A 21189-nucleotide genomic window follows, 5' to 3' on the forward strand; every position below is an offset into this window, starting at 1 on the left:
CCCTCCCCGCTCCCTCACCCCGGAGACCACCATGTCCCTGCGCCGACTCACCCTCGCCGGCGTCCTCGTCGCCTCCCTGGCCCTCACCGCCGCCTGCGGCAGCGATGACGGAGCCGACAGCGGCAAGGCATCCGCCACCTGCCCGGGCGGCAAGATCCGGTTCGGCGTCGAGCCGTTCGAGGACCCCTCCAAGCTGACCCCCGCCGCCGAGGCCCTCGCCGACGGCCTCAGCAAGCAGCTCGACTGCCCGGTCGAACTCACCATCACCGAGGATTACTCGGCCGAGGTGCTCGCCATGGAGAACGGCAAGCTCGACATCGGCATGTTCGGCCCGCTCGGCTACGTCTTCGCCAGCAAGCGCGCCGACGCCGAGGCGCTCGCCTCGTTCGGTGACGCGAAGGGCAAGCTCTCCACGTACACCGCCGGCATATGGGTCCCCAAGGACTCGGACATCAAGTCCGTCAAGGACCTCAAGGGCAAGTCCCTGGCGCTCGGTTCGCCCGGCTCCACCTCCGGTGACGCGCTGCCGCGCCAGGCCGTCGTGGACGCCGGTCTCGCCGAGAAGGACGTCAAGGTCGACTACGCCGGCGGCCATCCCGAGGCGCTGCTCGCCCTGACCAACGGCAAGGTCGACGCCGCCGAGATCAACTCGCAGCAGCTCGCCGTCGCCACCGAGGAAGGCACGTTCGACCAGGCGAAGTTCCGCCAGGTGTGGACCTCGGACCCGATCCCCAACGACCCGATCACGGTACGCGGCGACATGGACCCGAAGTTCAAGCAGGCCCTCCAGAAGGCGCTGCTCGAACTGCCCGCCGACAAGGTCGCCGAGATCGGCAAGCTGCTCGACGTCGACCCCGCGGGACCGCTGATCAAGGTCGACAACAAGACCTACCAGCCGCTGTTCGACCTCGCCGAGGACCTCGACCTGAGCGAGAAGGACGTCTGATGCTCGCCCTGACCGGGATCAAGGTGCATTACGGCGCGCAGCAGGTGCTGTACGGCGTGGATGTCACCGTCGGGCGCGGCGAACTGCTCGCCGTCCTCGGCGCCAACGGATGCGGCAAGTCCACACTCCTGCGCGCCGCCGCGGGTCTCCAGCCCATGACCGCGGGCGAGGTCCTGGTCGGGGGCGAGCCCGCGGGCCGGCTCGACATCGCCGTGATCTTCCAGCACATCCATCTCGTACGAAGGCGCTCGGTCCTCGACAACGTGTGCGCGGGCGCGCTCGGCCGCCTGCCGCTGCACAAGTCCCTTGTGCCGGCGCTGTTCCCGGCCGAGGTCAAGGAGGAGGCGATGGCCTGCCTCGACCGGGTCGGGCTCGCCGACCGGGCGCACGACAAGGCGGGCAGCCTCTCCGGCGGCCAGCAGCAGCGGGTCGCCGTGGCCCGCGCGCTGTGCCAGCGGCCCAAGGTGCTGCTCGCGGACGAGCCGGTCTCGGCCCTCGACCCGGCCGCGTCCGAACAGGTCCTCGCGCTGCTCGCGGAGCTCGCGCACGACGAGGACATGGCGGTGCTCGCCGTACTGCACCAGCCGGCACTCGCCTCCCGGCACGCCGACCGGGTCGTCGGGATGCGCGACGGGCAGGTGGCGCTCGACGGGGCGCCCGATCAGCCGGTCGACCATCTGTACAGCCCGATCAACCCCCTCAGCGTGGAGACCGTGTCATGACCGTCCTGCAGCAGGAGGTCCGCAAGCTGACCGTCCCGCCGAAGCCCCGGCAGCCGAAGCGGAAGATCATCTCTCTGGTGATCACGGCCGTGGTCGTCGCCGCCCATGTCTTCGCCTGGAACACCACCGGCATGTCCGTGACCGCCTTCGCCGAAGGCTGGCAGGGCATGGTGGACTTCATCGGCGAGGCCTTCCCGCCGAACCTCTCCTGGGAGGTTCTGAAGCCCAGCCTCGAAGGCGCGCGGACCACCCTGTGGATCGGTCTCCTCGGCACCACCCTGTCGGTGCCGGCCTCGCTGGTGCTCGCGCTCCTCGCGACCCGGGGCATGGCGCCGGGTTACGTCTACCAGTCGGCGCGCTCGGTCCTGTCCTTCCTGCGAGCCGTCCCCGAGATCGTCTTCGCGCTGGTCTTCGTGACGGCCGTGGGCCTCGGCCCGTTCCCCGGCGTGCTGGCGCTGGTGTGCCACAACGTCGGTGTGATGGGCAAGTTGTGGGCCGAGTCGATCGAGGACGTCGACCCGGGGCCCGCCACCGCGCTCCGCTCGGCCGGCGCCGGCCGGATCCAGGTCGCCTCGCACGCGCTGCTTCCCATGGTGACCCCGCAGATGACCGGCCTGCTGATGTACCGCTTCGACGTCAACGTACGGTCCTCGCTCGTCCTCGGTCTGGTCGGCGCCGGCGGTATCGGCTTCCTGATCAACCAGTCCATCAGGACCTTCAAGTTCGACGAGATGCTCACCCACATCATCGTGGTGCTCGTGCTGATCATCGCGGTGGACCGCTTGTCGGCTCTCGTACGGGCGCGGCTGTCGTGACGGATCTCCCTGTGCGGTACGCGCGTTGGGACGGGCCCGGACTGCCCTTCACCCTGGTCGATACGAGGGTGGCGGCCGAGCCCGGCCCGGGTGAGGTCCTCGTACGGATCGACCTCGCGACGGTCTGCGGCAGCGATCTGCACACGGCCACCGGGCGCCGCCGGTCACCGGCGCCGAGCGTGCTCGGACACGAGCAGGTCGGCACGGTGCTCGCCGCGGGCGGTGACGTCCGCTGCCAGGACGGTACGCCGGTCGTCCCCGGCCTCCGGGTCGTCTGGTCGGTCACCGCGTCCTGCGGCGACTGCGACCGGTGCGGGCGCGGACTCACCCAGAAGTGCCGGGCCTTGTTCAAGTACGGACATGAGCTCCTCGACGAACTCGCCCCGCTGACCGGCGGGTTCGCCACCCACTGCGTCCTGCGTCCCGGAACGGCGATCGTCGCCGTACCGGACGAGCTGCCCGACGAGGTGGCCGCCCCGGCCTCCTGCGCCACCGCGACGGTGGCGGCCGTACTCGCCGAGGCCGGGCCGCTCGACGGCCGCCGGGTCCTGGTGACCGGCGCCGGGATGCTCGGCGTCACCGCCGTGGCGATGGCGGCGGAGGCCGGCGCCGAGGTGATCGCGTCGGACCCGGACCCGAAGCGCCGTGCGCAGGCCTTGCGCTTCGGGGCTCGGGAAACAGCCGCGACGGCGGCAGACGTCGGCGTCGACGTCGAGATCGCTCTCGAGCTCTCGGGCCACCCCGACGCCGTACGCACCTGCCTGGGCGCCCTGGCCATCGGCGGCACCGCGGTCCTCGCCGGATCCGTCTTCCCCGGTCCCGCCGTCCCCCTCGACCCCGAGCGCCTGGTCCGCGGACTGCACACGGTCACCGGGGTCCACAACTACCGCCCCGCCGACCTCCAGCGAGCCGTGGACTTCCTCGCAGCCCACCACGCGGCGTACCCCTTCGCCGAACTGGTCGGCGGCGCCTACGACTTGGGCACCCTCGACGCCGCATTCGCGGGAGCCCACGGAGCGGAAGCCCCCGGAGCGGGAGCGCCGCGTCAGGCGGTGCGGCCGCACCAGGCCGCCGCCACCGGGAGCTGATCTTCCGTTCTGCGACCGGACGTCGTACACCGGTCATCGCACGTCCATCCGGGCCGCCGAGGATCCTCGGCGACTCAACTCTGCCCCCACATAGGAGGAGTACGTGCTCATCGTCCGCAACAGACGCAGCCGCCGCACCGCGGCGGTCGCCCTCACGGCCACGGCTCTGCTCGCCGGCACGATCCAGCTCTCCACCGGCGCCGCCACCGCCGCCCCGGCCGCCATCAAGGACAAGGTCCTCGTGATCGGCCTCGACGGCGCCAACCTCGACCGCATCAAGGCCGCCAACGCCCCCAACCTCAAGCGCCTCATGTCCGAGGGCCTCACCGCGAACAGCACCCTCTACAGCTCGCCGATGGCCGCCACGTCCTCGGGCCCCGGCTGGTCGACCATCGCCACCGGAGTCTGGCCCGACAAGCACGGCGTGAAGGACAACTCCTTCGCGGGCAAGCAGTTCGGCACGTACCCCGACTTCCTGACCCGCGCCGAGAAGGCGAACCCCTCGCTCAACACCTACGCGGCCGCCGACTGGGAACCCATCGCCTCCTCCGACGCGGGCGGGCCGATCTTCTCGCCCACCGTCGACAAGCGCCTCGGCCTCAAGGGCGACGCGAACGGATACGGCGTCGAGGATCCGAAGATCGCCGCGGGCGCCGCCGACGAGCTGAGGAACGGCAACCCGGACGCGGCCTTCGTCTACTTCGGCGAGATCGACATCGCCGGCCACAACTCCGGTCCCGGCAGCCAGGCGTACCTCGACGCGATCGCCCGCAGCGACCGGCACATCGGCACGGTTCTCAATGCCGTGACCTCGCGCGCCACCTATGCCCAGGAGAACTGGAAGATCCTGGTCACCACCGACCACGGTCACAAGGACGGCGGCGGCCACGGCGGCTCCGACATCAAGGAGCGCGGCACCTTCGTCATCGCCAAGGGCGCCGGGATCGCGGCGGGTTCGGTCCGTCATGACGTACGCCTCGTCGATGTCGCCGCGACCGCCCTGAAGCAGGTCGGCGTCTCCACCGCGGGCCTCGACGGCGTCCCCCTGGACACCCCGGACAACGACGCCTTCGACACCGTACGGGGATCTCTGGCGGCCCGTACGGACGAGACCGGCATCCCGGCCGGCGTGAAGGGCTACACGCACACCGCGCCCAGCGGCTGGTCCGTGGACAACTCGGCGATGGGCACCGGCGGCGTCACCGAGTGGCGGGGCTGGTCCTTCACCACCGACGAGTTCTGGACGCAGGCGCAGCGCGACCAGTGGCGCGAGCTGAACGTCCGCGGCCGTGATGTCTTCGCGGTCGCCGACTCCGACGAATGGGACGACAAGACCAACAGCGGAAAGTTCGACTCGACGCTCGTCGGCCCCAAGTGGCAGGTGCAGGGCGGCACCACGCGCACCCTGCGCTTCCAGACCCACTACCGGCACGAGGCGGGCCAGACGGCCCAGGTCCTCGTCTCGTACGGGGGCGGGGCGCCCCAGCAGGTGAAGACCTTCACGGCCGACGCGACGGCCCAGGCACAGAGCCTTCCGCTCCAGGTGCCCTCGGGCGTCTCGGACGTCCAGGTCCGTTTCCGGTACGCGGGAACGAACAACTGGTTCTGGGCCGTGGACAACGTGAGGCTCGGCTGACGTCCATGAGCTGGGACGGGACGGGCCGCACCAGGCCCGTCCCGTTAGGCTGACGGTGTCCGGACATCTTTCCGGACAGCTGTAACCGGCCGAGAAGCGGAGATCAGTCCCGTGGCAGAGCGCAAGCCGATCGAATCCTGGCTCACCGACATGGACGGGGTCCTCATCCACGAGGGTGTGCCGATCCCGGGTGCCGATGCCTTCCTCAAGCGCCTGCGCGAGTCCGGAAAGCCGTTCCTGGTCCTGACGAACAACTCGATCTACACGGCCCGTGATCTGCACGCCCGCCTCAAGCGCATGGGCCTGGACATCCCCGTCGAGAACATCTGGACCTCGGCGCTCGCGACCGCCAAGTTCCTCGACGACCAGCGGCCCAACGGCACCGCGTACGTGATCGGTGAGGCCGGTCTGACGACGGCCCTGCACGACATCGGCTACGTCCTTACGGATGCGGACCCCGATTACGTGGTTTTGGGCGAGACGCGCACGTATTCCTTCGAAGCCATGACGAAGGCCGTCCGCCTGATCAACAACGGCGCCCGCTTCATCTGCACCAACCCGGACGAGACCGGGCCCTCCCTCGAAGGCCCGCTGCCGGCGACGGGCGCGGTGGCGGCGCTGATCACGAAGGCCACCGGCAAGGAGCCGTACTTCGCGGGCAAGCCCAACCCGCTGATGATGCGGACGGGTCTGAACGCGATCGGGGCGCACTCCGAGACCAGCGCGATGATCGGCGACCGCATGGACACGGACGTCCTCGCCGGCCTCGAGGCCGGAATGATCACGTACCTGGTCCTCACGGGCCTCACGACCCCGGAAGAGGTCGAGAAGTACCCGTTCCGGCCGTCGCACATCGTGGACTCGATCGCGGATCTGGTGGATCTGGTCTGAGCGCCGGCGGGCAGGGCGCGCCACCCATACGGCCCACACCCGCATGCACCCCGGACCCGCGCGCGCGAGGCTCGACGCAGGAGGTCCACCATGCCCTCACCCCGGGTCAGGCTCACTCTGTGCGCCACCGTCGCCGCTCTCGCGCTCGCCACACCTGCTCACGCGGCCGACGGCACGGTCAAAGTCAGCCCCAGTACCGTCACGCCGGGCGCTCAGGTCGAGCTGAGCGTCACGGGGTGTGACGGGACGACCGGGGCGGCCAAATCGCAGGTGTTCGTCGCCGACGGAGCCCTCACCGGGCGGGACGGCGCCGGCTATCCGATGAGCGGCGAGGCGATGATCCGGTCGACGGCGACCCCGGGCACGTACGACGTCTCCGTCACCTGTGACGGCGAGGACGGCAAGGCCAAGGGCACCGTCACCGTCGTCAGCCAGGCCACGCCCAGCCCCACCGCCCCGATCCGCGCGGGCGGCGGCGGTACGGCCTCCCTCAGCGCCGAGGAGCCGAGCACGGGCCCGGGCTGGCGGCACGCACTGATCGGGCTGCTGCTCGCGGGCGCGGCGGGCCTCGCCGTCGCCGGGCGCTTCGTGCGCCGGCGACGGGGTGGCGCCTAGCCCCATGGCGCAGATGCGTTCTTCCGGGAGCGGGCGGCTGCTCACGGGCATCGCCTGGGCCGTCCTGCTCGTGGGTCTGTGGCTGTGGGGCCGCGAGATCGCCGGTGTGCCCGACGGCTCGTCCACCACGAACGGCGATGTCGCCGCCGTCGGCCGTCCGCTGCTCGCCGCCGAACTCCCGCCCGCGATCAAGCCGTTGCCCGAGGCGGGCCCGCACCGTGTGGACATCCCGTCGATAGGGGTCCAGGCCCCCGTGATCAAACGCGGCCTCGACGGCGAGGGCGCGATCGCACCGCCGCCGTACGACCAGGCCGGTGTCGTCGGCTGGTACGCGGGCGGGGTGAAGCCCGGCGCGAAGGGCACGGCGCTGTTCGTCGGGCATGTGGACACCGAGTCGCGGCCCGCCGTGTTCTACAACCTCAGCACCCTCAAGCCCGGCGAGAAGGTCCGCGTGACCAGGGCGGACGGCACGGTGGCCGAGTTCACCGTCGAGGAGGTCGCGGTCTACGACCGGTCCGGTTTCGATCCGCACAAGGCGTACGGGGTGCGCCATGACGACCGTGCCGAACTGCGGCTCATCACGTGCGGCGGCACCTTCGACCGGGCGACGAAGACGTATTCGTCGAATGTCGTGGCCTCCGCGTTCCTGACGGGCAAGGGGCCCTGACCGATCAGGTCAGAGCCCCCGCAAGGTCAAGCGACGGCGCAGGTCAGCTCACCGGCACGGCCCCCGCAGGCGCCGCGGCCCGGCTGAACGCCCGCAGCCCGAGCGCACCGAAGACCACCCCGAACACCGCCCAGAGCACGGCGTGCGAGGCGATCGACAGGACGCGGAAGTCCCACAACAGCGTTGCCGCCACGGGGACTTCGTCCGGGTTCCCGGGCAGCGCGAACAGCACCGCGAGCACCGCGACGCCCGTCACGGCCGCCGCGACCTGCCGTACCGGAACGCTCCGGTCCGCGAGCCGTACGTACACCTGCCAGACCAGGAACATGCCGAGCACGCCGATGACGACGGCGGCCAGCCACAGGCCCTGGCGGTCGGACACGGTGGACGAGTCGCCCACGCCCGGCGGGTTGGCCGGGTAGCGCAGGGCCGGCAGGAGGGAGATCGCGAGGAAGGCCGCGCCCGAGAACAGCAGCGCGCGCGGCCAGGGGGAGACGTCCGGATCGCGGCGGTGCACGAGGGCGTAGGCGATCGCGAAGAGGACACCGAGGGCCAGACCGAACACCACCGAGGTGACGACCAGACCGAAGTGCTGCGTGGAGCGCGTGAAGAGCTCCTCGTGATGCTGGACGGCGGCGGCGCCCGCGTCGGCGTGCTCATGGGAGCGCGCCTCCTCGAGACGTATCGCACGGTCCATCAGGGGTTCGGCGAGCAGCAGGGAGAAGAGACCGGCCGCGAGGCCCGCCGCTCCTCCCGCCGCGAGCCCGCGCCCGAGCAGAGGAAGTACAGGAGTCGACATGTCGGCGAGGGCCCCGATCAGTGGCAGGGGGCGCCGAAGAGGTGCCGGCCGTCGTGCGCGAACTCGTGCAGATAGTCGCCGGTCGCCGAGATCAGCGTGCCGTGATCGAAGAACATCGCGTACAGGGCGATGATCGCCACGATCGCGGCGGCCGAGGCGATCAGCCAGTCACGGGTCCTGGTGGTCGCGTCCTGGGCAGCCGTCGTGCTCGGGTGCTGTGCCGAGTGCAGTGACATCCGGGTGGGTCTCCTTCCGGGGTTTCCACGCCCCAAGGCAGGAGGACGACGGGTCAGTTCCTGACTTCCGTGTACGCATGCTCCGGGCGGAGCTCGTACGCGGTCACAGTGGCGGGACCGTCCCGGATTCGCACCGGGTTCCTGTCAACCGTCGCCTCGTTGTATGGACTTGTCGTCCGGAGAGTCCCAACTCGGGGGGATGGCTGTCAACCACGCATCCGTTACGTCACCCTCGCCCCGGGCGGCCCCGGGCGCACCCGACCCGGCCGGTGGCCCGCTCCCCCCGGAGCCGCCGGCCGGGCCGGTCCTCGACCGTGCGCGCTCGGGCTGCGGGAGAAACCCGGCGCCGGCACGGGAGGTTCGGGAAGACCAGTCGCTGAAGTCGTCACAAGCGGAGGCAGCCGCTCCATGACAGGGCGCGGCTGTGGCGGCCGCCCGGACCCGGGGACTCCGGCACAGGGGGGTCGTCCACGACGGCCGGGGGCTGGGGCCGTTGCCCTCACTTTAGAACGGAAGACCTGGCTCGCCCAGAGGTGGTTGTCGCCAACTCGACCGGAATGCAGGGCGGTTCGTCCGGTGACCGGGGCGTTTGTCCGGACGCTCGGCTCGGGCGAGCAGGCGAGCAGGCGGGCGAGCGCGTGGACAGGCGGTCCCGACGGAGGTGCCCCGCCCGGATGCCGCCCTCCCTCACCAAGGGTGCGGACGGTCCGCTTCGAGCGCCGCATCGTCCAGCAGCCCGTCGAGCAGCTCCTGCGCGATCGAGTCGATCGGCCGGCGCATCCGCCGGGCGTACGCGCGCAGCGAGGTGAAGGCAGCGTCCACCTTGACGCCCCAGCGCTCGGCGAGCAGACCCTTGGCCTGCTCGATCCGGACCCGGCTCGACAACGCCGACTGCAACTGCCGGGTGAGGGACGTGCATTCCTCGTGCATCCGCCGGTGCACCAGACCGATGGCCGCCGCGTCCGCGAGCAGCTGGGCCAGCTCCAGGTGCATGTGCTGGTGCCCGGGCCGCCCGTTGGAGAACAGGTTCAGCGCGCCGATCAAGGTGTCGCCCCGGCGCAGCGGCACCGCACACGTCACGGTCATCCCGGCGCGCAGCGCCCGCGCCGTCAACTGCGGCCACTGCTCGGCGGCTTCGGGCCCGGCGAGCCGCACCGGCGGCACCGGCTCGCCGGAGGCGCAGGCGTCGAGACAGGGGCCGCCCTGGTGCTGGATCTCGAGGAGTCCGCGCACCCGGCCGTGCGGGTCCTTGCTGGTGACGATGGAGATACCGGCGTCCGCGCCGACGAGCAGGATGCCGGCCGCGTCCGCGCCGAGCACCTCCACACAGTCGTCGGCGAAGCGGCTCAGGTACGTGGGCATGCTGAACGGATCGCCCAAGGTGTCGGCCGCGGCGACGAGGACACCGGCCAGTCGCAGATCTCTACCGCTCTCGACCATCGGTCCTCCCAGAGGCGCAAGTCGCTGCGCGCCTACCCGCATCTCGCGCGCTGTAACGGGTCTGTGCGAAGTCGCCTCAAGAACCGTTCGAAGCCGTCTCACAGGCCTCGTACGGAGCCGCCCGACCACTCCCGTACGCGGCCGCGTAACAGCTCGTGCACGAAGCGGCGGACCAGGGAGGGCGCCCCTCGTGACTCAGGTGCACCTATGTCAGGATTGAGGCTCCGACAGTGCACCCAAGGGGGAGTGGATGTACAGCAGTTCCGCGACGTTCCGTGGGGCGGTGCAGACGGGTGCGGCGCTCATGGGGGCGGCGCTGCTTCTGACCGGCTGCTCGTCGGACGGTGACAAGGACCCTGACAATCCGGCGAGTGCCACGCAGCAGCCGAAGGACAAGGACCCGTACTGGGTCAACCCCGACTCGAACGCTGCCGAGCAGCTCCAGACGTACAAGGACGACAGCAAGAAGTCGGACGCCGATCTGATCAAGAAGATCGCCGAGCAGCCGACCGGCGAGTGGATCGTGCCGGAGACGGCGCAGGACCAGGCGCGCGAATTCACCGAGGCGGCCGAGAAGGCCGACCGCGAGGCGGTCCTGGTGCTCTACAACATCCCGCACCGCGACTGCGGTCAGTTCTCCAAGGGCGGTGCGGCCGACGGCGACGCCTACCGGGGCTTCATCGACGAGGTCGCCAAGGGCATCGAGGACCGCCCGGCCACCGTCATCCTCGAGCCGGACGCCCTGCTGCACGTCGTGGACCGCTGCACACCGCCGGAGTTCCACGACGAGCGCTACGAGTTGCTCAAGGGCGCCATCGACAAGCTGCACGCCCTGAAGAACACCAAGGTCTACATCGACGGCGGCAACGCGGGCTCGGCCGGCCCCGACGCCTTCTACGAGCCGTTGAAGCGGGCGGGCATCGACAAGGCCGACGGCTTCGCGGTGAACGTCTCGAACTACTACACCACCGAGGAGTCCATCGAGTTCGGCAAGCAGCTCTCGGACAAGGTCGGCGCCAAGCCCTTCGTCATCGACACCAGCCGCAACGGCAACGGCGTATGGCAGTCGGACGAGAAGGACCCCTGGTGCAATCCGCCGGGCCGCGCGCTCGGCGAGGTGCCCACCGTGGACACCGCCGACGAACGGGTCGACGCCTACCTGTGGATCAAGCGCCCCGGTGAGTCCGACGGCGAGTGCCGAGGCGGTCCGAAGGCCGGCGAGTGGTGGCCGGAGTACGCATTGGAGCTGGCCAAGAACGCCAAGTAAGCCGCGTACACAAGCACTTGAGGGCGCCCCCTGTATCAGGGGGCGCCCTCAAGTGCTTGTGTACCGAGGCTCTACTCGGGAACCTCCACCCACTGCGCCTCGCTCGGCACACCCTGGTCGTCGGTGACGAACAGCATGTACCAGCCCGGCTGCACCAGGTTCTTGTTCTCCGGGACCGTCACCGTGACGCTGTCCTTGCCCTTCTTCACATCGAGGGCGATCGAGCGCTGGTCGATGTCCGTGACGTGCGTGGACGCGCTCGGCCTGATCAGCCGCGCGTTCTTGATCGACGAGGCGTGCTGCGTCTTGAACGTGGCCGACTCCCCGCGCTCGATCGCGTCCGGACCGCCGCTCAGCGAGGGCTGCGAGCCCTGGTAGAGATACGGCGGGGTGTAGATCTCCAGACGCTGCTCGAACGTGCCCGGCTTGGTGTTGCCCTCGTCCGCGTACAGCGAGTCCGAACCGAAGAAGACCACGCGCCCGTCGGGCAGCAGCAGCGAGCCCGAGTGGTAGTTGCGGCCCACCAGCGGATCGGCGACCTTGCGCATATCGCCGGTCTTCGCGTCGTACATCCGCGCTTCGAGGATGTTGGAGTCGCTGCGGCCGCGGTAGTCCTCCGAGCCGCCGGAGATCAGTACGTTGTCGTCGGGAAGCACCGAGGACTGCGGATAGCGGGTGCCCTTGTCGAAGGAGGGCCCGTCCTTGAACTGAGGGTTGTCCTCGTCGAGATCGATGATCCGGGTCTTGTCGCTGGACTGCTCCGACTCACCGACACCGCCGCCGCCGACGACCATGAACTTCTCGTCCTGCGCGGGCGGCAGCCACACCGTGCCGGCGGTCTCCATCAGCTTGGGGTCGGACAGACCCTTGACCTTGGTGAACTTATTCGTGTCGAAGTCCCAGACACCCGGGTCGCGGCCCACGTCGTCGGGACCGTAACCGGCGTTGGCGCCCGAGTAGAACAGCTCGCCGTTGGGCAGCAGGAAGATCGCGGGATACGTCGGGAACTGCCGGTTCTGCTTGACGTAACTCCACTTCTTCGTCTTCGGGTTGTACACCTCGTTGCGGTTGCCGGGCACGACCTGGCCGATGTCGTCGAGGCCCGACAGGGCGAGGATCCGGCCGTCCGAGAGCGTGGTCAGCGTGGGGTACCAGCGCGACTCGTTCATCGGGTCGACCTTGATGTACTTCTCGGCCACCGGATCGAACTCATAGGCATCGTCGATGCCCTGGAAGTCCTTCTTGTCGAGGGCGAGCTTCTGCGCGATGCCGTAGGTGTTCTTGGCGTCGGCGGCCGAGAGCCCCTCGATCTTGTAGTTGTCCTCGGTGCCGGTCTCGTACTTCTTGCCGCTCTTGGTGGCCTCGACGTAGACGCGCTCGAGGCCCGCCGTGTTGCCGGTGAACTTGCCGGTCGCCGGGTCGAAGGTCTTCTTCGCGCGCTCGACGACGATCGACTCGGTGAGGACGAAGGTCTTGCCGTTCTCCTTGCCCGTGAGCTTGGTGCCCTTGGGCAGGGTGATCGGCTTGTCCGGGTTCTCGTTGTGGACGATCATCAGGCCGCCGGCCTTGGTCACATCGCCCTTGAGCTTCTCGTACGACTTCGTGCCGCCCGCGACCAGGAGCTTGCCGTCCGGGAGCTGGGTGTGCCCGGTGCAGAACAGGTCGTTGGGGGTGGGGATCTTCTTGAAGGTGTTCTTCACCGGGTCCCACAGGACGGTGTCGAACTTCTTCGCGTCGAAGTTCTTCTGGTTGTTCCCCGAGCCCGCGACGAGCAGCACCTTCCCCGTGTGCAGCAGCGCGGCGTGGATCGTGTTCAGCTTGTACTCGTCGGGCAGGTCGACGATGTCCCACTTGCCGTTGTCGGCCTTGTACTCGGGCCTGTTGATCTTGTAGTCGTGGTACTGGTCCGAGGCGAAGCGCCACAGCGCGGGACCGTTCATTCCGGCGAGTGCAAGCACCACCGCCGCGCCTATCGCTATGCGGCGGGCGCGGCGGCGGGTGTGCTTCACCGGCGTGGTGCCGACGGTCATTTCTTACGTCCCCCAAGGGCGATCTGCATGGTTTCGTCGGGGCGTCCGGTCCGAGCGGGACGCTCGGCCGCGGCCCAGCTGGGCCGGCCCTGGTTGTGCGGAGCGGCGGCCTGGGGTGGCACCGCAGCCGGCTGCTGCCCGTGCGCGCCGTCCACCGGACCGCTTCCCGGAGCACCGGACCTGGGCTTCTTCTTGTCCTGGCGGATCTGCCAGCGCCAAACGAAGATGGGCGTGGCGGTGATCAGCATCGCGATCACACCCCAGATGATCATGGCCGGGTGGGCGTGCCCGTAATAGAACCCGGCACCGATCGAGCCGCCGAAGATCAAGATGAAGTACCAGTGGTAGCGGAAGGTCCCGAACCAGCGGTCGGGGGACGCCGAATCGCCCTTCGGTGTGACCACGAACTTGGACTTGCGCCGCAGCATCGCGTCGATCAGCGCCTTGGCGTACAGAGGCGCGGACAGCGCGGACATCACCATGCCGGCCACACCGCCGGAGCCCTCGGGCTCGTGCGGCGAGACATTGTGGCGGCGGTTCCAGATGTACAGGCCGATCTGCAGCGCCGAGGCGTTGCCGTAGAGCATCAGCCAGATCGTCGGATCGATGTTGACACCCGAGGCGCCCAGGCCCAGGAACAGTGCACAACTCAGCGCCGCCAGGATCCAGTTCAGGGCCGACATCGGGTAGAAGATGATCATCATCGTGTAGTTGAAGAGCTTGCTCGGCGGAAGCGAGTACCAGCCCTTCCAGTACTGCTTGAGGATCGTCTCGTACGTACCGCGCGACCAGCGCATCTGCTGCGTGAAGAAGTCCGTCCAGGCGCTCGGGCCCTCACCGACGGCGAGCACGTCCGGCGTGTAGACCGAACGCCACTTCTTGCCCGTCTGCGGATTGCGGTGGCGGTGGATCTCGAACCCGGTCGCCATGTCCTCGGTGATCGAGTCGTACAGACCGCCGATCTGCTTGAGCGCGCTGATCCGTACGGCGTTCGAGGTGCCGACGAACATCGGGGCGCCGTACGCGTTGCCCGCGCGCTGGATCAGCGCGTGGAACAGGAACTGCTGGGACTCGGCGGCCTTGGTGACGAACGAGTCGTAGTTGCCGTACACCTGCGGGCCGATGACGAAGCCGACATCCGGGTCGCGGAAGAAGCCGAGCATCCGCTCCAGGTAGTTGGGCATCGGCACGTGGTCGGTGTCGACCGAGGCGAAGTAGTCGTAGTCGTCACCGTGCGCGTCCAGCCAGGCGTTGTAGTTGCCGTGCTTGGTCTTGGCGCGGTGCGGGCCCTTCTTCTGGTTCCACTTCGCGATGCCCTTGCGGGAGAAGTGGTGCACGCCGAGCCGGGCGCAGACCTCCTTGACCTCCGGGTCGTCGCCCTCGTCGAGCAGCCAGACGTGCAGCAGGCCCCGGTGGCGGAGCTTGACCGCCGCCTCCAGGGTCTTGGTCACCATCTCGATCGGCTCCTTGCCGGGCACGAACGAGGTGAGGAACGCGACGCGCGTCCCGGTCTCCGGCACGACCGGGATCGGGTCACGGGCGACGAGCGTGGCATGCGCGTTGGACAGCACGTTCATGCAGCGGAAGAACTCGATCAGGCCGATCGAGACCAGCATGACGACGTCGAGGTGCTCCAGATACGCGTTCGGAACGTAGTCGCGCTCCGTCCAGTGCTCCGGCTGAAGCAGCCAGGCGAGCAGCACGAGCGAGAGCAGCGGCGCCGCGCCCAGCATGAGCGCGGCCCGGATCCGGTGCGGCTCCTGCGAGAGCAGCGACCGGTACTGCACCTTGTACGGCTTGCTCGGATCGGGGTTGGTCAGTGGCCCCGAGAGCCGGCTGTAGTGCTCGTAGTCGTACCTCGGCAGCGTCTTCTTGATACGCCTGAAGCCGCCCGTCCGATGTGATGGCACGCGCAACTGCTGCGTCTGGGACGGGTCGGAGCCCGGCCCGGCGCCCCTCGGCGTCGACGTCATGAGTCATCCCCCCGCACGCACTGGTCTGCGTGTTCGTCGGTCCTTCCGCCCATCGGAGTCCCCCTCGACCCCCACAGGCGCGTCACTGGCTGGCCACCTCACCTGTCACTAGGACATGGAAGAGGTGCCTTCCGGTTGCATGATGCCCGCCCCGCCTTGCTTCATGAACGGGACCCCCAGCGTTTCATGGCCGGGGCCCTCTCCCCGTACCACCCGTTCACATGGTGACGGTGACGAGAACCCCCAACTGCCTCGTACCGTCCGCCCCATGGAAGCCCAAGGCTCCCAATCTCCAGGCCAGGGTTCTACGACCCCTGGCTTGATCGCAAGAGCGATACAAGGTGTTTACTTGTCATACGCGTGGTTTGAGAGGTCAGTTGAGGCAGGTGAGCCGAGCCGGGTACGAATATTACCGAAGTGCTCGCGTATTGCCTGCTCGGCCCGGATGACATCGCCCGAGCGCACCGCGTCGAGGATCTCCCGGTGCTGGCGGCAGGTCACCTTGGGGTCCTGCGGTACGTCGACGAGGTCGGTGCGTACGTTGTGGAACGCGTCCCAGAACGCCTCCAGGACCTCCCCGAGCAGCAGGTTCCCCAGGCCGCGGTAGAGCGTGGCGTGGAAGGCGCGGTCGGTTTCGGCGGCGACCTCGCCGTCGGCGGCCTCGCGCTCCATCCGTTCGATGAGCGCGTCGAGTTCGGCGAGGTCGGTGGCGGGCACGCTGCCCGCGAGCCGGGCGATCAGACCGGTCTCCACGGCCTCGCGCAGCTCCAGGAGCTGCAACAGGCTGTCCTCGCCCCGGTAGTGGCCCGCGACCGTGCGGAAGGTCAGTCCTTCGATCATGGGTGCGACGGACATCGGTCCCACATAGGTACCGAATCCATGCCGGATCTCCACGATTCCCATCGCCTGAAGCGCCTTGAGTGCCTCTCGCACGGAATTGCGACTCACACCGAGGAGCGCCATCAGCTCGGGCTCGGTGGGCAGCGAGGCCCCCGACGGCAGCCGACGGTCGATGATGAGCTTCTTGATGCGCTCCTGTATGTCGCTGGCCATGGGCGACACCGTATCCGGCGGATGGCTCGTGCAGACCCTGTACGGAGAGAAAGAGATCCGCCCGTAAGCAGCAGAAAGGCCCCCCACCGCAGTGGGAGGCCTTCCGTGTCTGTGCGCCGCCAGGGACTCGAACCCCGGACCCGCTGATTAAGAGTCAGCTGCTCTAACCAACTGAGCTAGCGGCGCGCGCTGACCTGGAGAACTCTACCGGATCGTCGGGGGTGGTTCCGACCACGCCCGAGCGCGGGGGTCGGGGGGTGGGCCGTATGCGTACAGCATTCGGACCGTCAACATGCGATATCCGGGAGCAGTTGGGAAACTGACGACCATGCAGATCCGCGTACGGCGATTTCCCGGCCCCTTCGCGAGTGTGAGGTAGATCGCATGCGATCCGATACGGCGGGACTGCCGGCATTCGATGAATTCGAACCCGTGGGCGGCACATGTGGCTGCGCGGGCTGTCTCCGCTTAGGGCATACGGAGCCCAAGGGCCCCTCCCGTATTTCCGCCGCGCATTGCGCGCGGAGCGCACTGATCACCGTGACCGCCGCGGGAACCCTTCTCGCGGCCGGCTCCACCGTCACCTGTGCCGTCGCCCACCCGCTGGTCCGGCCCGTTGCCGACGACCCCGACGGACATCCCCAGGGCGTCGCCGCCCCGCTGCACGGCGCGCCCGGAGCACCCGCGGCGGCTCCCGCGGTGCGGCCCACCACCCGGGCCGAGATCATCAAGCGGGCCAAGACATGGGTGGCCGCCGAGGTGCCGTACAGCCTCGGAAAGTACTGGCGCGACGGATACCGGCAGGACTGTTCGGGCTTTGTGTCGATGGCCTGGAATCTCGGCACGAATCAGTGGACCGGAACACTCGACCGGTTCGCCGTGCGAATCAGCCGCGATCAGCTGCAGCCCGGGGACATTCTGTTGTTCCACAATCCCGCCGATCCGGAAAGGGGTTCGCACGTGACGATTTTCGGCGGCTGGACGGATTACACCCGCGCCTATTACCTCGCCTATGAGCAGGCCCGCCCGCATACGCGCAAACAGGCCACCCCGTACGCGTATTGGAACCACGCGCAGCGCTATACGGCCTATCGCTACAAAGGCCTGACGGCCGCCGCGTCCGGCGCCCCCGCCCGCTACCCGGGACGCGCGGCGTTCGGGCCCGGCGTACGCAGCCCGTATGTGACCCGGCTCGGGAAGATGCTCGTCGAGCGCGGCGGCAAACGGTTCTACCGGCAGGGGCCCGGGCCGCAGTGGGGCGAGGCGGACCGGCGTGCGACGCAGGCGTTCCAGCTCGCGCAGGGCTGGCGCGGCACGGCTGCCGACGGACTGCCGGGCCCGCTGACCTGGGAGTACCTGGCGAGCGGCAAGGGGCGCAACATCGCGGCGAGCGGTGCGCCGGGTGCGCCGCGCGGGGTGCCGGCCTACCCGGGGCGCGGGATGTTCCGGCCGGGGCAGTCGAACGAGTTCATCACCGTGCTCGGACGGCAGCTCGTCAAGAAGGGGTACGGGCGGTTCTACGCGCAGGGTCCGGGGCCCCGGTGGGGCGAGGCCGACCGGCGCGCGGTCGAGGCGTTCCAGCGCACCCAGGGCTGGCGGGGCGGTGCGGCGGACGGTCTGCCGGGGCCGGAGACATGGCGGCGGTTGTTCGCGTGAGCGGTCCGGATGTTGTCGTGAGGGGCCCGGCGGGTTGCCGGGCGGGTCGGGTGAGCGGCCCCGTGACGGGGCGCTGGTTGGTGTCGGCTGCGGTGGTACGGAGGGTGCGATGACGTCGGCGGAAGCGGGGACCGGGGCCGTGGGACCCGAGCGCGTGCGGTTGATCCAGAACGAGGCGACCACCGAGATCCCGGTGCATCTGCTGTTCCGCGACGAACCGGCGGCCGGGGCGGCGTCCGCAGGGAGCGGGGCGTCGTCCGTGACCGGGGTGGCGACCCGGGCCGGCGTCTTCGCCGCGGCACCGGGTTCGGCGGCGGCCGTGGTGGGACGGGCCCGGCAGGGCACCGGGGAGCAGCCGCGCGCGGTGCGCCGGCCCCTGCCCAGGACATCCGCACGTGCCGTGCTGCCCGTCGACGAGACGCTGGTGGAGCGCCCGGCCTCCGCGCTGTCCGGAGTCGTGGCCGTGGCCGCCGGCGCCGTGGGGCTCGCGGGCTGCGGGGCGGGGCTGTGGTGGGCGGGTCTGCTGCCGCCGCTCGCGGTGCGGCTCGCGAGGCTGCCGCTGATCGAGGGCGCACAGCCGGGGCCGGCGCAGTGGGCGCTGCTCGCCGGCTCGGGTGCGTTGGCGCTCTGCGCTTTCGGCGGGCTTGGACGCGGGCGGACCGGACGGGCGTGGGTGGTCTCGCTGTTCGGACGGTACCGGGGGAGCGTGCGGCGGACCGGTCTGGTGTGGATCAACCCGTTCCTGAAGCGGCGCCGGGTCGACGTACGGCTGCGGCATTGGCGCAGTGAACCGCTGCCGGCCGTGGACGCGCAGGGGGCCGCACTGCGGGTGGTGGTGCTCGTGGTGTGGCGCGTGAAGGACACCGCGCGGGCGACGCTCGGCGTCGACGACCACGAGACCTATCTGCGCGAGTGCGTGGAGGCGGCCATGGCGCGGGTGCTCTCGCAGCTTCCCGCCGATGCCTTCCACGGCGACGGGCCGACGCTCCGTAACGCGGAAGCCGTCGGCGACGCGCTCACCCGGCTCCTGGTCGCGGACGCCGATCCGGCCGGCCTCGAGGTGTTCTCGGCGCAGCCGACCCGGATCGAGTACGCGCCCGAGGTCGCCGAGGTGATGCGGCGCCGGCGGATCGCGGCCCTGGACGCCCGCCACCGCGAGAGCGTGCTGACCCAGGTGGTCGACTCGGTGGAGGACACGGTGACCCGGCTGACCATGCGCGGCCTGGTCGAACTGGACGACTACGAGCGCAAGGCCCTGGTGAAGGATCTGACGGTGGCGTTCTATACGGGACATGGAGATCGCTGAGCCCGCCCCCGTCGAGCCCACGCTCGAGTCCCTCGCGGCCGACGCCTGGCAGCTGACCGCCTCCGGCCCTCGCGTCCTGCTCGGCCTCGCGGGCCCGCCAGGCGCCGGGAAGTCCACGCTCGCGCGGGCGCTCGTGGAGCGGATCGGCGCGGAGGCCGCGTATCTGCCGCTCGACGGATTCCACCTGTCCAACGCGCAGTTGGAACGGCTCGGCCTGACGGAGCGCAAGGGTTCGGAGCCGAGCTTCGACGTGTACGGGTATCTGGCGCTGCTGAGGCGGGTCCTGACCGAGAAGGGCCGGGACCTCTACGTACCGGATTTCGACCGGACCCTGGACGAGCCGGTGGCGGCGCGGCACCGCGTCGCACCGTCCGCGCGGCTGGTCGTCACCGAGGGGAACTATCTCGGCTGCGACCTCCCCGGCTGGCGCGAGGCGCGCGGCCTCATGGCGGCGCTGTGGTACGTCGAGGCGCCGGGTGGGGTGCGGCAACTGCGCCTGGTGGAGCGGCAGTTGAGGGGTGGTCGTACGCGGGTGGGGGCCGAGGGCTGGGTGCGGACGAACGACGGGCCCAACGGTGAACTCGTGGAGGAATCACGGGGGAGGGCCGACCGGATCCTCTCCACTATTGGTATGGACATGTTCAAGTCCTGAGAATAATCTGAGACTTGGTCTAGACCGGACCTTGTACTTCCGGATCATGCACGTCGGAGCCGGGCACTACGGATCACGCACCTCGGATCCAGGACTTCCGGTTCCAGCACTCCCGCACGGAGCACTGCGCAGAGCTCGAGCTCACCCCCACATCACGAGCCCCAGGAGCAGCAGTATGCGGAGAAAGAAGACGTACGCGGCGTTGGTGGGCCTGGCGACGGCCGGCGCGTTCGCGCTGTCGTCCGGCGGCGCCAGCAGCCACGGCTACACCGACCTGCCCATCAGCCGACAGAAGCTCTGCCAGAACGGCACGGTGACGGGCTGCGGCTCCATCCAGTGGGAGCCGCAGAGCGTCGAGGGCCCGAAGGGCTTCCCGGCCGCGGGTCCGGCGGACGGCAAGATCTGTTCGGCCGGCCTCGGGCAGTTCGACGCGCTCAACTCGCCCACCAAGCCGGGCGGCGGCGCCTGGCCGGCCACGTCGGTGTCGAGCGGATCGACGTACACGTTCCGCTGGCAGTTCACGGCGCGGCACTCCACGACCGACTTCCGCTACTACATCACCAAGAACGGCTGGAACCAGAGCGCCCCGCTCTCCCGGTCGTCCCTGGACACCGCGCCGTTCCTCACCGTGCCCTTCAGCGGCCAGCCCCCGGCGACGCTCTCGCACTCGGGCCAGCTGCCTTCGGGCAAGTCGGGACGGCACGTCATCCTCGCGGTCTGGACGATCGCGGACACGGGCAACGCGTTCTACGCGTGCTCGGACGTCCAGTTCTGACCGCTCCGACCAACCCCCCACGGCCCGTTGCTCAGATCTTGCTCAGATCGAGTTCTTCCCCTCTGACCTGCGGGCATACGGTCTGCGCACACCGTGTTCGAGCGGTGTGCGCAGATCCGGGGGGATGCCATGGACTTCTTCTTCTACGCCGTGCCGCTGCTGATGATCGCCGTGCTCGTCGGGGCCGCGGTCAAACTCGTCGGCCGTGACCGGCAGTTGCGGGCGGCCTGGTCCAGCGGCCTGACGGCCGAGGCGCGTTGTCTGCGCTTCTACACGACGACCCGCCGCAGCGACGACAGCACGACCACGACGCGGCACCACGTGTTCGAGTTCGTCACCCGCGACGGGCGCACGGTCCGTTTCGAGGAGGAGAACGGGCCCGCGACGATCCTCGAGGGCGACGTCGTGCCCGTGCACTATACGGCGGAGCGCCCGGAGCAGGCGACCGCTCGCGCGCCGCGGGGCGGGGTGCTCACGGCGCAGACGACGGGGACGCTGGTCTTCCTCGGGGTGATGGTGGCGTTCCTCGTGGTCTTCATGGGGATGTACACGTCGATGTCTTCGGGGATGGATCCGATGATGCCTTGATGGCCCGTCCGTTGAGGGCAGGGGACTCTGGGGC

Annotated in this window: 20 protein-coding genes, 1 tRNA gene and 1 riboswitch; of the genes, 14 read left to right on the forward strand and 7 right to left on the reverse strand. The window is 69.6% G+C overall.

Annotation, left to right across the window (positions count from 1 at the left end; genetic code table 11):
- From G6045_RS27175 to G6045_RS27210, 8 genes are all read left to right on the forward strand, one after another.
- A partial coding sequence (locus tag G6045_RS27175; RefSeq protein ID WP_235968336.1) for a phosphate/phosphite/phosphonate ABC transporter substrate-binding protein occupies positions 1 to 946 on the forward strand: 946 nt, incomplete at its 5' end.
- A complete protein-coding gene (locus G6045_RS27180; RefSeq protein ID WP_165334751.1) occupies positions 946 to 1668 on the forward strand; it encodes a phosphonate ABC transporter ATP-binding protein in 723 nt (240 codons plus the stop codon). The genes G6045_RS27175 and G6045_RS27180, both read left to right, overlap by 1 nt.
- Entirely contained in the window at positions 1665 to 2483 is an 819-nt protein-coding gene (gene phnE, locus G6045_RS27185) for a phosphonate ABC transporter, permease protein PhnE (RefSeq protein WP_165334752.1), read from the forward strand. Before G6045_RS27180 ends, phnE begins: the two co-directional genes overlap by 4 nt.
- Positions 2480 to 3571: a zinc-binding dehydrogenase gene (locus tag G6045_RS27190; protein WP_165334753.1), complete on the forward strand. Its 1092-nt coding sequence runs from the start codon at positions 2480 to 2482 to the stop codon at positions 3569 to 3571. Before phnE ends, G6045_RS27190 begins: the two co-directional genes overlap by 4 nt.
- Before the next feature lie 103 nt (positions 3572 to 3674).
- On the forward strand, positions 3675 to 5207 hold the full coding sequence (locus G6045_RS27195) for an alkaline phosphatase family protein (RefSeq protein ID WP_328707911.1): 1533 nt from the start codon (positions 3675 to 3677) through the stop codon (positions 5205 to 5207).
- Between the two features lie 111 nt (positions 5208 to 5318).
- A complete protein-coding gene (locus G6045_RS27200) occupies positions 5319 to 6098 on the forward strand; it encodes an HAD-IIA family hydrolase (protein WP_165334754.1) in 780 nt (259 codons plus the stop codon).
- Between the two features lie 90 nt (positions 6099 to 6188).
- Positions 6189 to 6713, forward strand: a complete 525-nt coding sequence (locus G6045_RS27205) for a hypothetical protein (protein ID WP_165334755.1) — start codon at positions 6189 to 6191, stop codon at positions 6711 to 6713.
- Positions 6714 to 6717: 4 nt separating this feature from the next.
- Positions 6718 to 7380, forward strand: coding sequence for a class F sortase (locus G6045_RS27210; protein WP_165334756.1), 663 nt, complete (start codon positions 6718 to 6720; stop codon positions 7378 to 7380).
- A 43-nt stretch (positions 7381 to 7423) separates the two neighbouring features.
- Here the strand turns inward: G6045_RS27210 and G6045_RS27215 are convergent, their stop codons facing one another.
- The 3 genes from G6045_RS27215 to G6045_RS27225 form a co-directional block, all read right to left on the reverse strand.
- Complete coding sequence (locus G6045_RS27215) at positions 7424 to 8179, reverse strand: CbtA family protein (RefSeq protein WP_165334757.1); 756 nt, start codon at positions 8177 to 8179, stop codon at positions 7424 to 7426.
- Between the two features lie 17 nt (positions 8180 to 8196).
- Complete coding sequence (locus G6045_RS27220) at positions 8197 to 8415, reverse strand: CbtB domain-containing protein (RefSeq protein ID WP_165334758.1); 219 nt, start codon at positions 8413 to 8415, stop codon at positions 8197 to 8199.
- 34 nt (positions 8416 to 8449) lie between these two features.
- Positions 8450 to 8603: riboswitch (cobalamin riboswitch) on the reverse strand.
- Between the two features lie 499 nt (positions 8604 to 9102).
- Positions 9103 to 9855, reverse strand: a complete 753-nt coding sequence (locus tag G6045_RS27225) for a GAF and ANTAR domain-containing protein (protein ID WP_165334759.1) — start codon at positions 9853 to 9855, stop codon at positions 9103 to 9105.
- A gap of 250 nt (positions 9856 to 10105) precedes the next feature.
- On the opposite strand from G6045_RS27225, the gene G6045_RS27230 reads away from it, so the two are divergent.
- The gene (locus G6045_RS27230; RefSeq protein WP_165334760.1) at positions 10106 to 11122 is read left to right on the forward strand and encodes a glycoside hydrolase family 6 protein; all 1017 of its coding nucleotides are present in this window, start codon (positions 10106 to 10108) and stop codon (positions 11120 to 11122) included.
- A 71-nt stretch (positions 11123 to 11193) separates the two neighbouring features.
- On the opposite strand, the gene glxA is transcribed toward G6045_RS27230, so the two are convergent.
- From glxA to G6045_RS27250, 4 genes are all read right to left on the reverse strand, one after another.
- On the reverse strand, positions 11194 to 13152 hold the full coding sequence (glxA, locus tag G6045_RS27235) for a radical copper oxidase GlxA (protein ID WP_165334761.1): 1959 nt from the start codon (positions 13150 to 13152) through the stop codon (positions 11194 to 11196).
- Positions 13149 to 15125 (reverse strand): glycosyltransferase family 2 protein, encoded by a 1977-nt coding sequence (locus G6045_RS27240; RefSeq protein WP_165334762.1) that lies wholly within the window; start codon positions 15123 to 15125, stop codon positions 13149 to 13151. The genes glxA and G6045_RS27240 overlap by 4 nt, the downstream gene beginning before the upstream one ends.
- A 345-nt stretch (positions 15126 to 15470) precedes the next feature.
- Positions 15471 to 16178, reverse strand: coding sequence for a FadR/GntR family transcriptional regulator (locus G6045_RS27245; RefSeq protein WP_165334763.1), 708 nt, complete (start codon positions 16176 to 16178; stop codon positions 15471 to 15473).
- Between the two features lie 112 nt (positions 16179 to 16290).
- Positions 16291 to 16364 (reverse strand) — tRNA-Lys (locus G6045_RS27250).
- 198 nt (positions 16365 to 16562) lie between these two features.
- Between G6045_RS27250 and G6045_RS27255 the strand changes: the two genes are divergently transcribed.
- The 5 genes from G6045_RS27255 (at position 16563) to G6045_RS27275 (ending at position 21155) form a co-directional block, all read left to right on the forward strand.
- Positions 16563 to 17834 (forward strand): peptidoglycan-binding protein, encoded by a 1272-nt coding sequence (locus G6045_RS27255; RefSeq protein WP_165334764.1) that lies wholly within the window; start codon positions 16563 to 16565, stop codon positions 17832 to 17834.
- A 109-nt stretch (positions 17835 to 17943) separates the two neighbouring features.
- Entirely contained in the window at positions 17944 to 19140 is a 1197-nt protein-coding gene (locus tag G6045_RS27260; protein WP_165334765.1) for an SPFH domain-containing protein, read from the forward strand.
- The gene (locus G6045_RS27265) at positions 19127 to 19792 is read left to right on the forward strand and encodes a nucleoside/nucleotide kinase family protein (RefSeq protein WP_165334766.1); all 666 of its coding nucleotides are present in this window, start codon (positions 19127 to 19129) and stop codon (positions 19790 to 19792) included. The genes G6045_RS27260 and G6045_RS27265 overlap by 14 nt, the downstream gene beginning before the upstream one ends.
- A 175-nt stretch (positions 19793 to 19967) precedes the next feature.
- The gene (locus G6045_RS27270) at positions 19968 to 20567 is read left to right on the forward strand and encodes a lytic polysaccharide monooxygenase auxiliary activity family 9 protein (RefSeq protein WP_165334767.1); all 600 of its coding nucleotides are present in this window, start codon (positions 19968 to 19970) and stop codon (positions 20565 to 20567) included.
- Between the two features lie 129 nt (positions 20568 to 20696).
- Positions 20697 to 21155, forward strand: a complete 459-nt coding sequence (locus G6045_RS27275; RefSeq protein WP_165334768.1) for a DUF3592 domain-containing protein — start codon at positions 20697 to 20699, stop codon at positions 21153 to 21155.
- Positions 21156 to 21189: the final 34 nt, after the last annotated feature.

The organism is Streptomyces mesophilus, assembly GCF_011044995.1.
Lineage (GTDB): Bacteria > Actinomycetota > Actinomycetes > Streptomycetales > Streptomycetaceae > Streptomyces > Streptomyces mesophilus.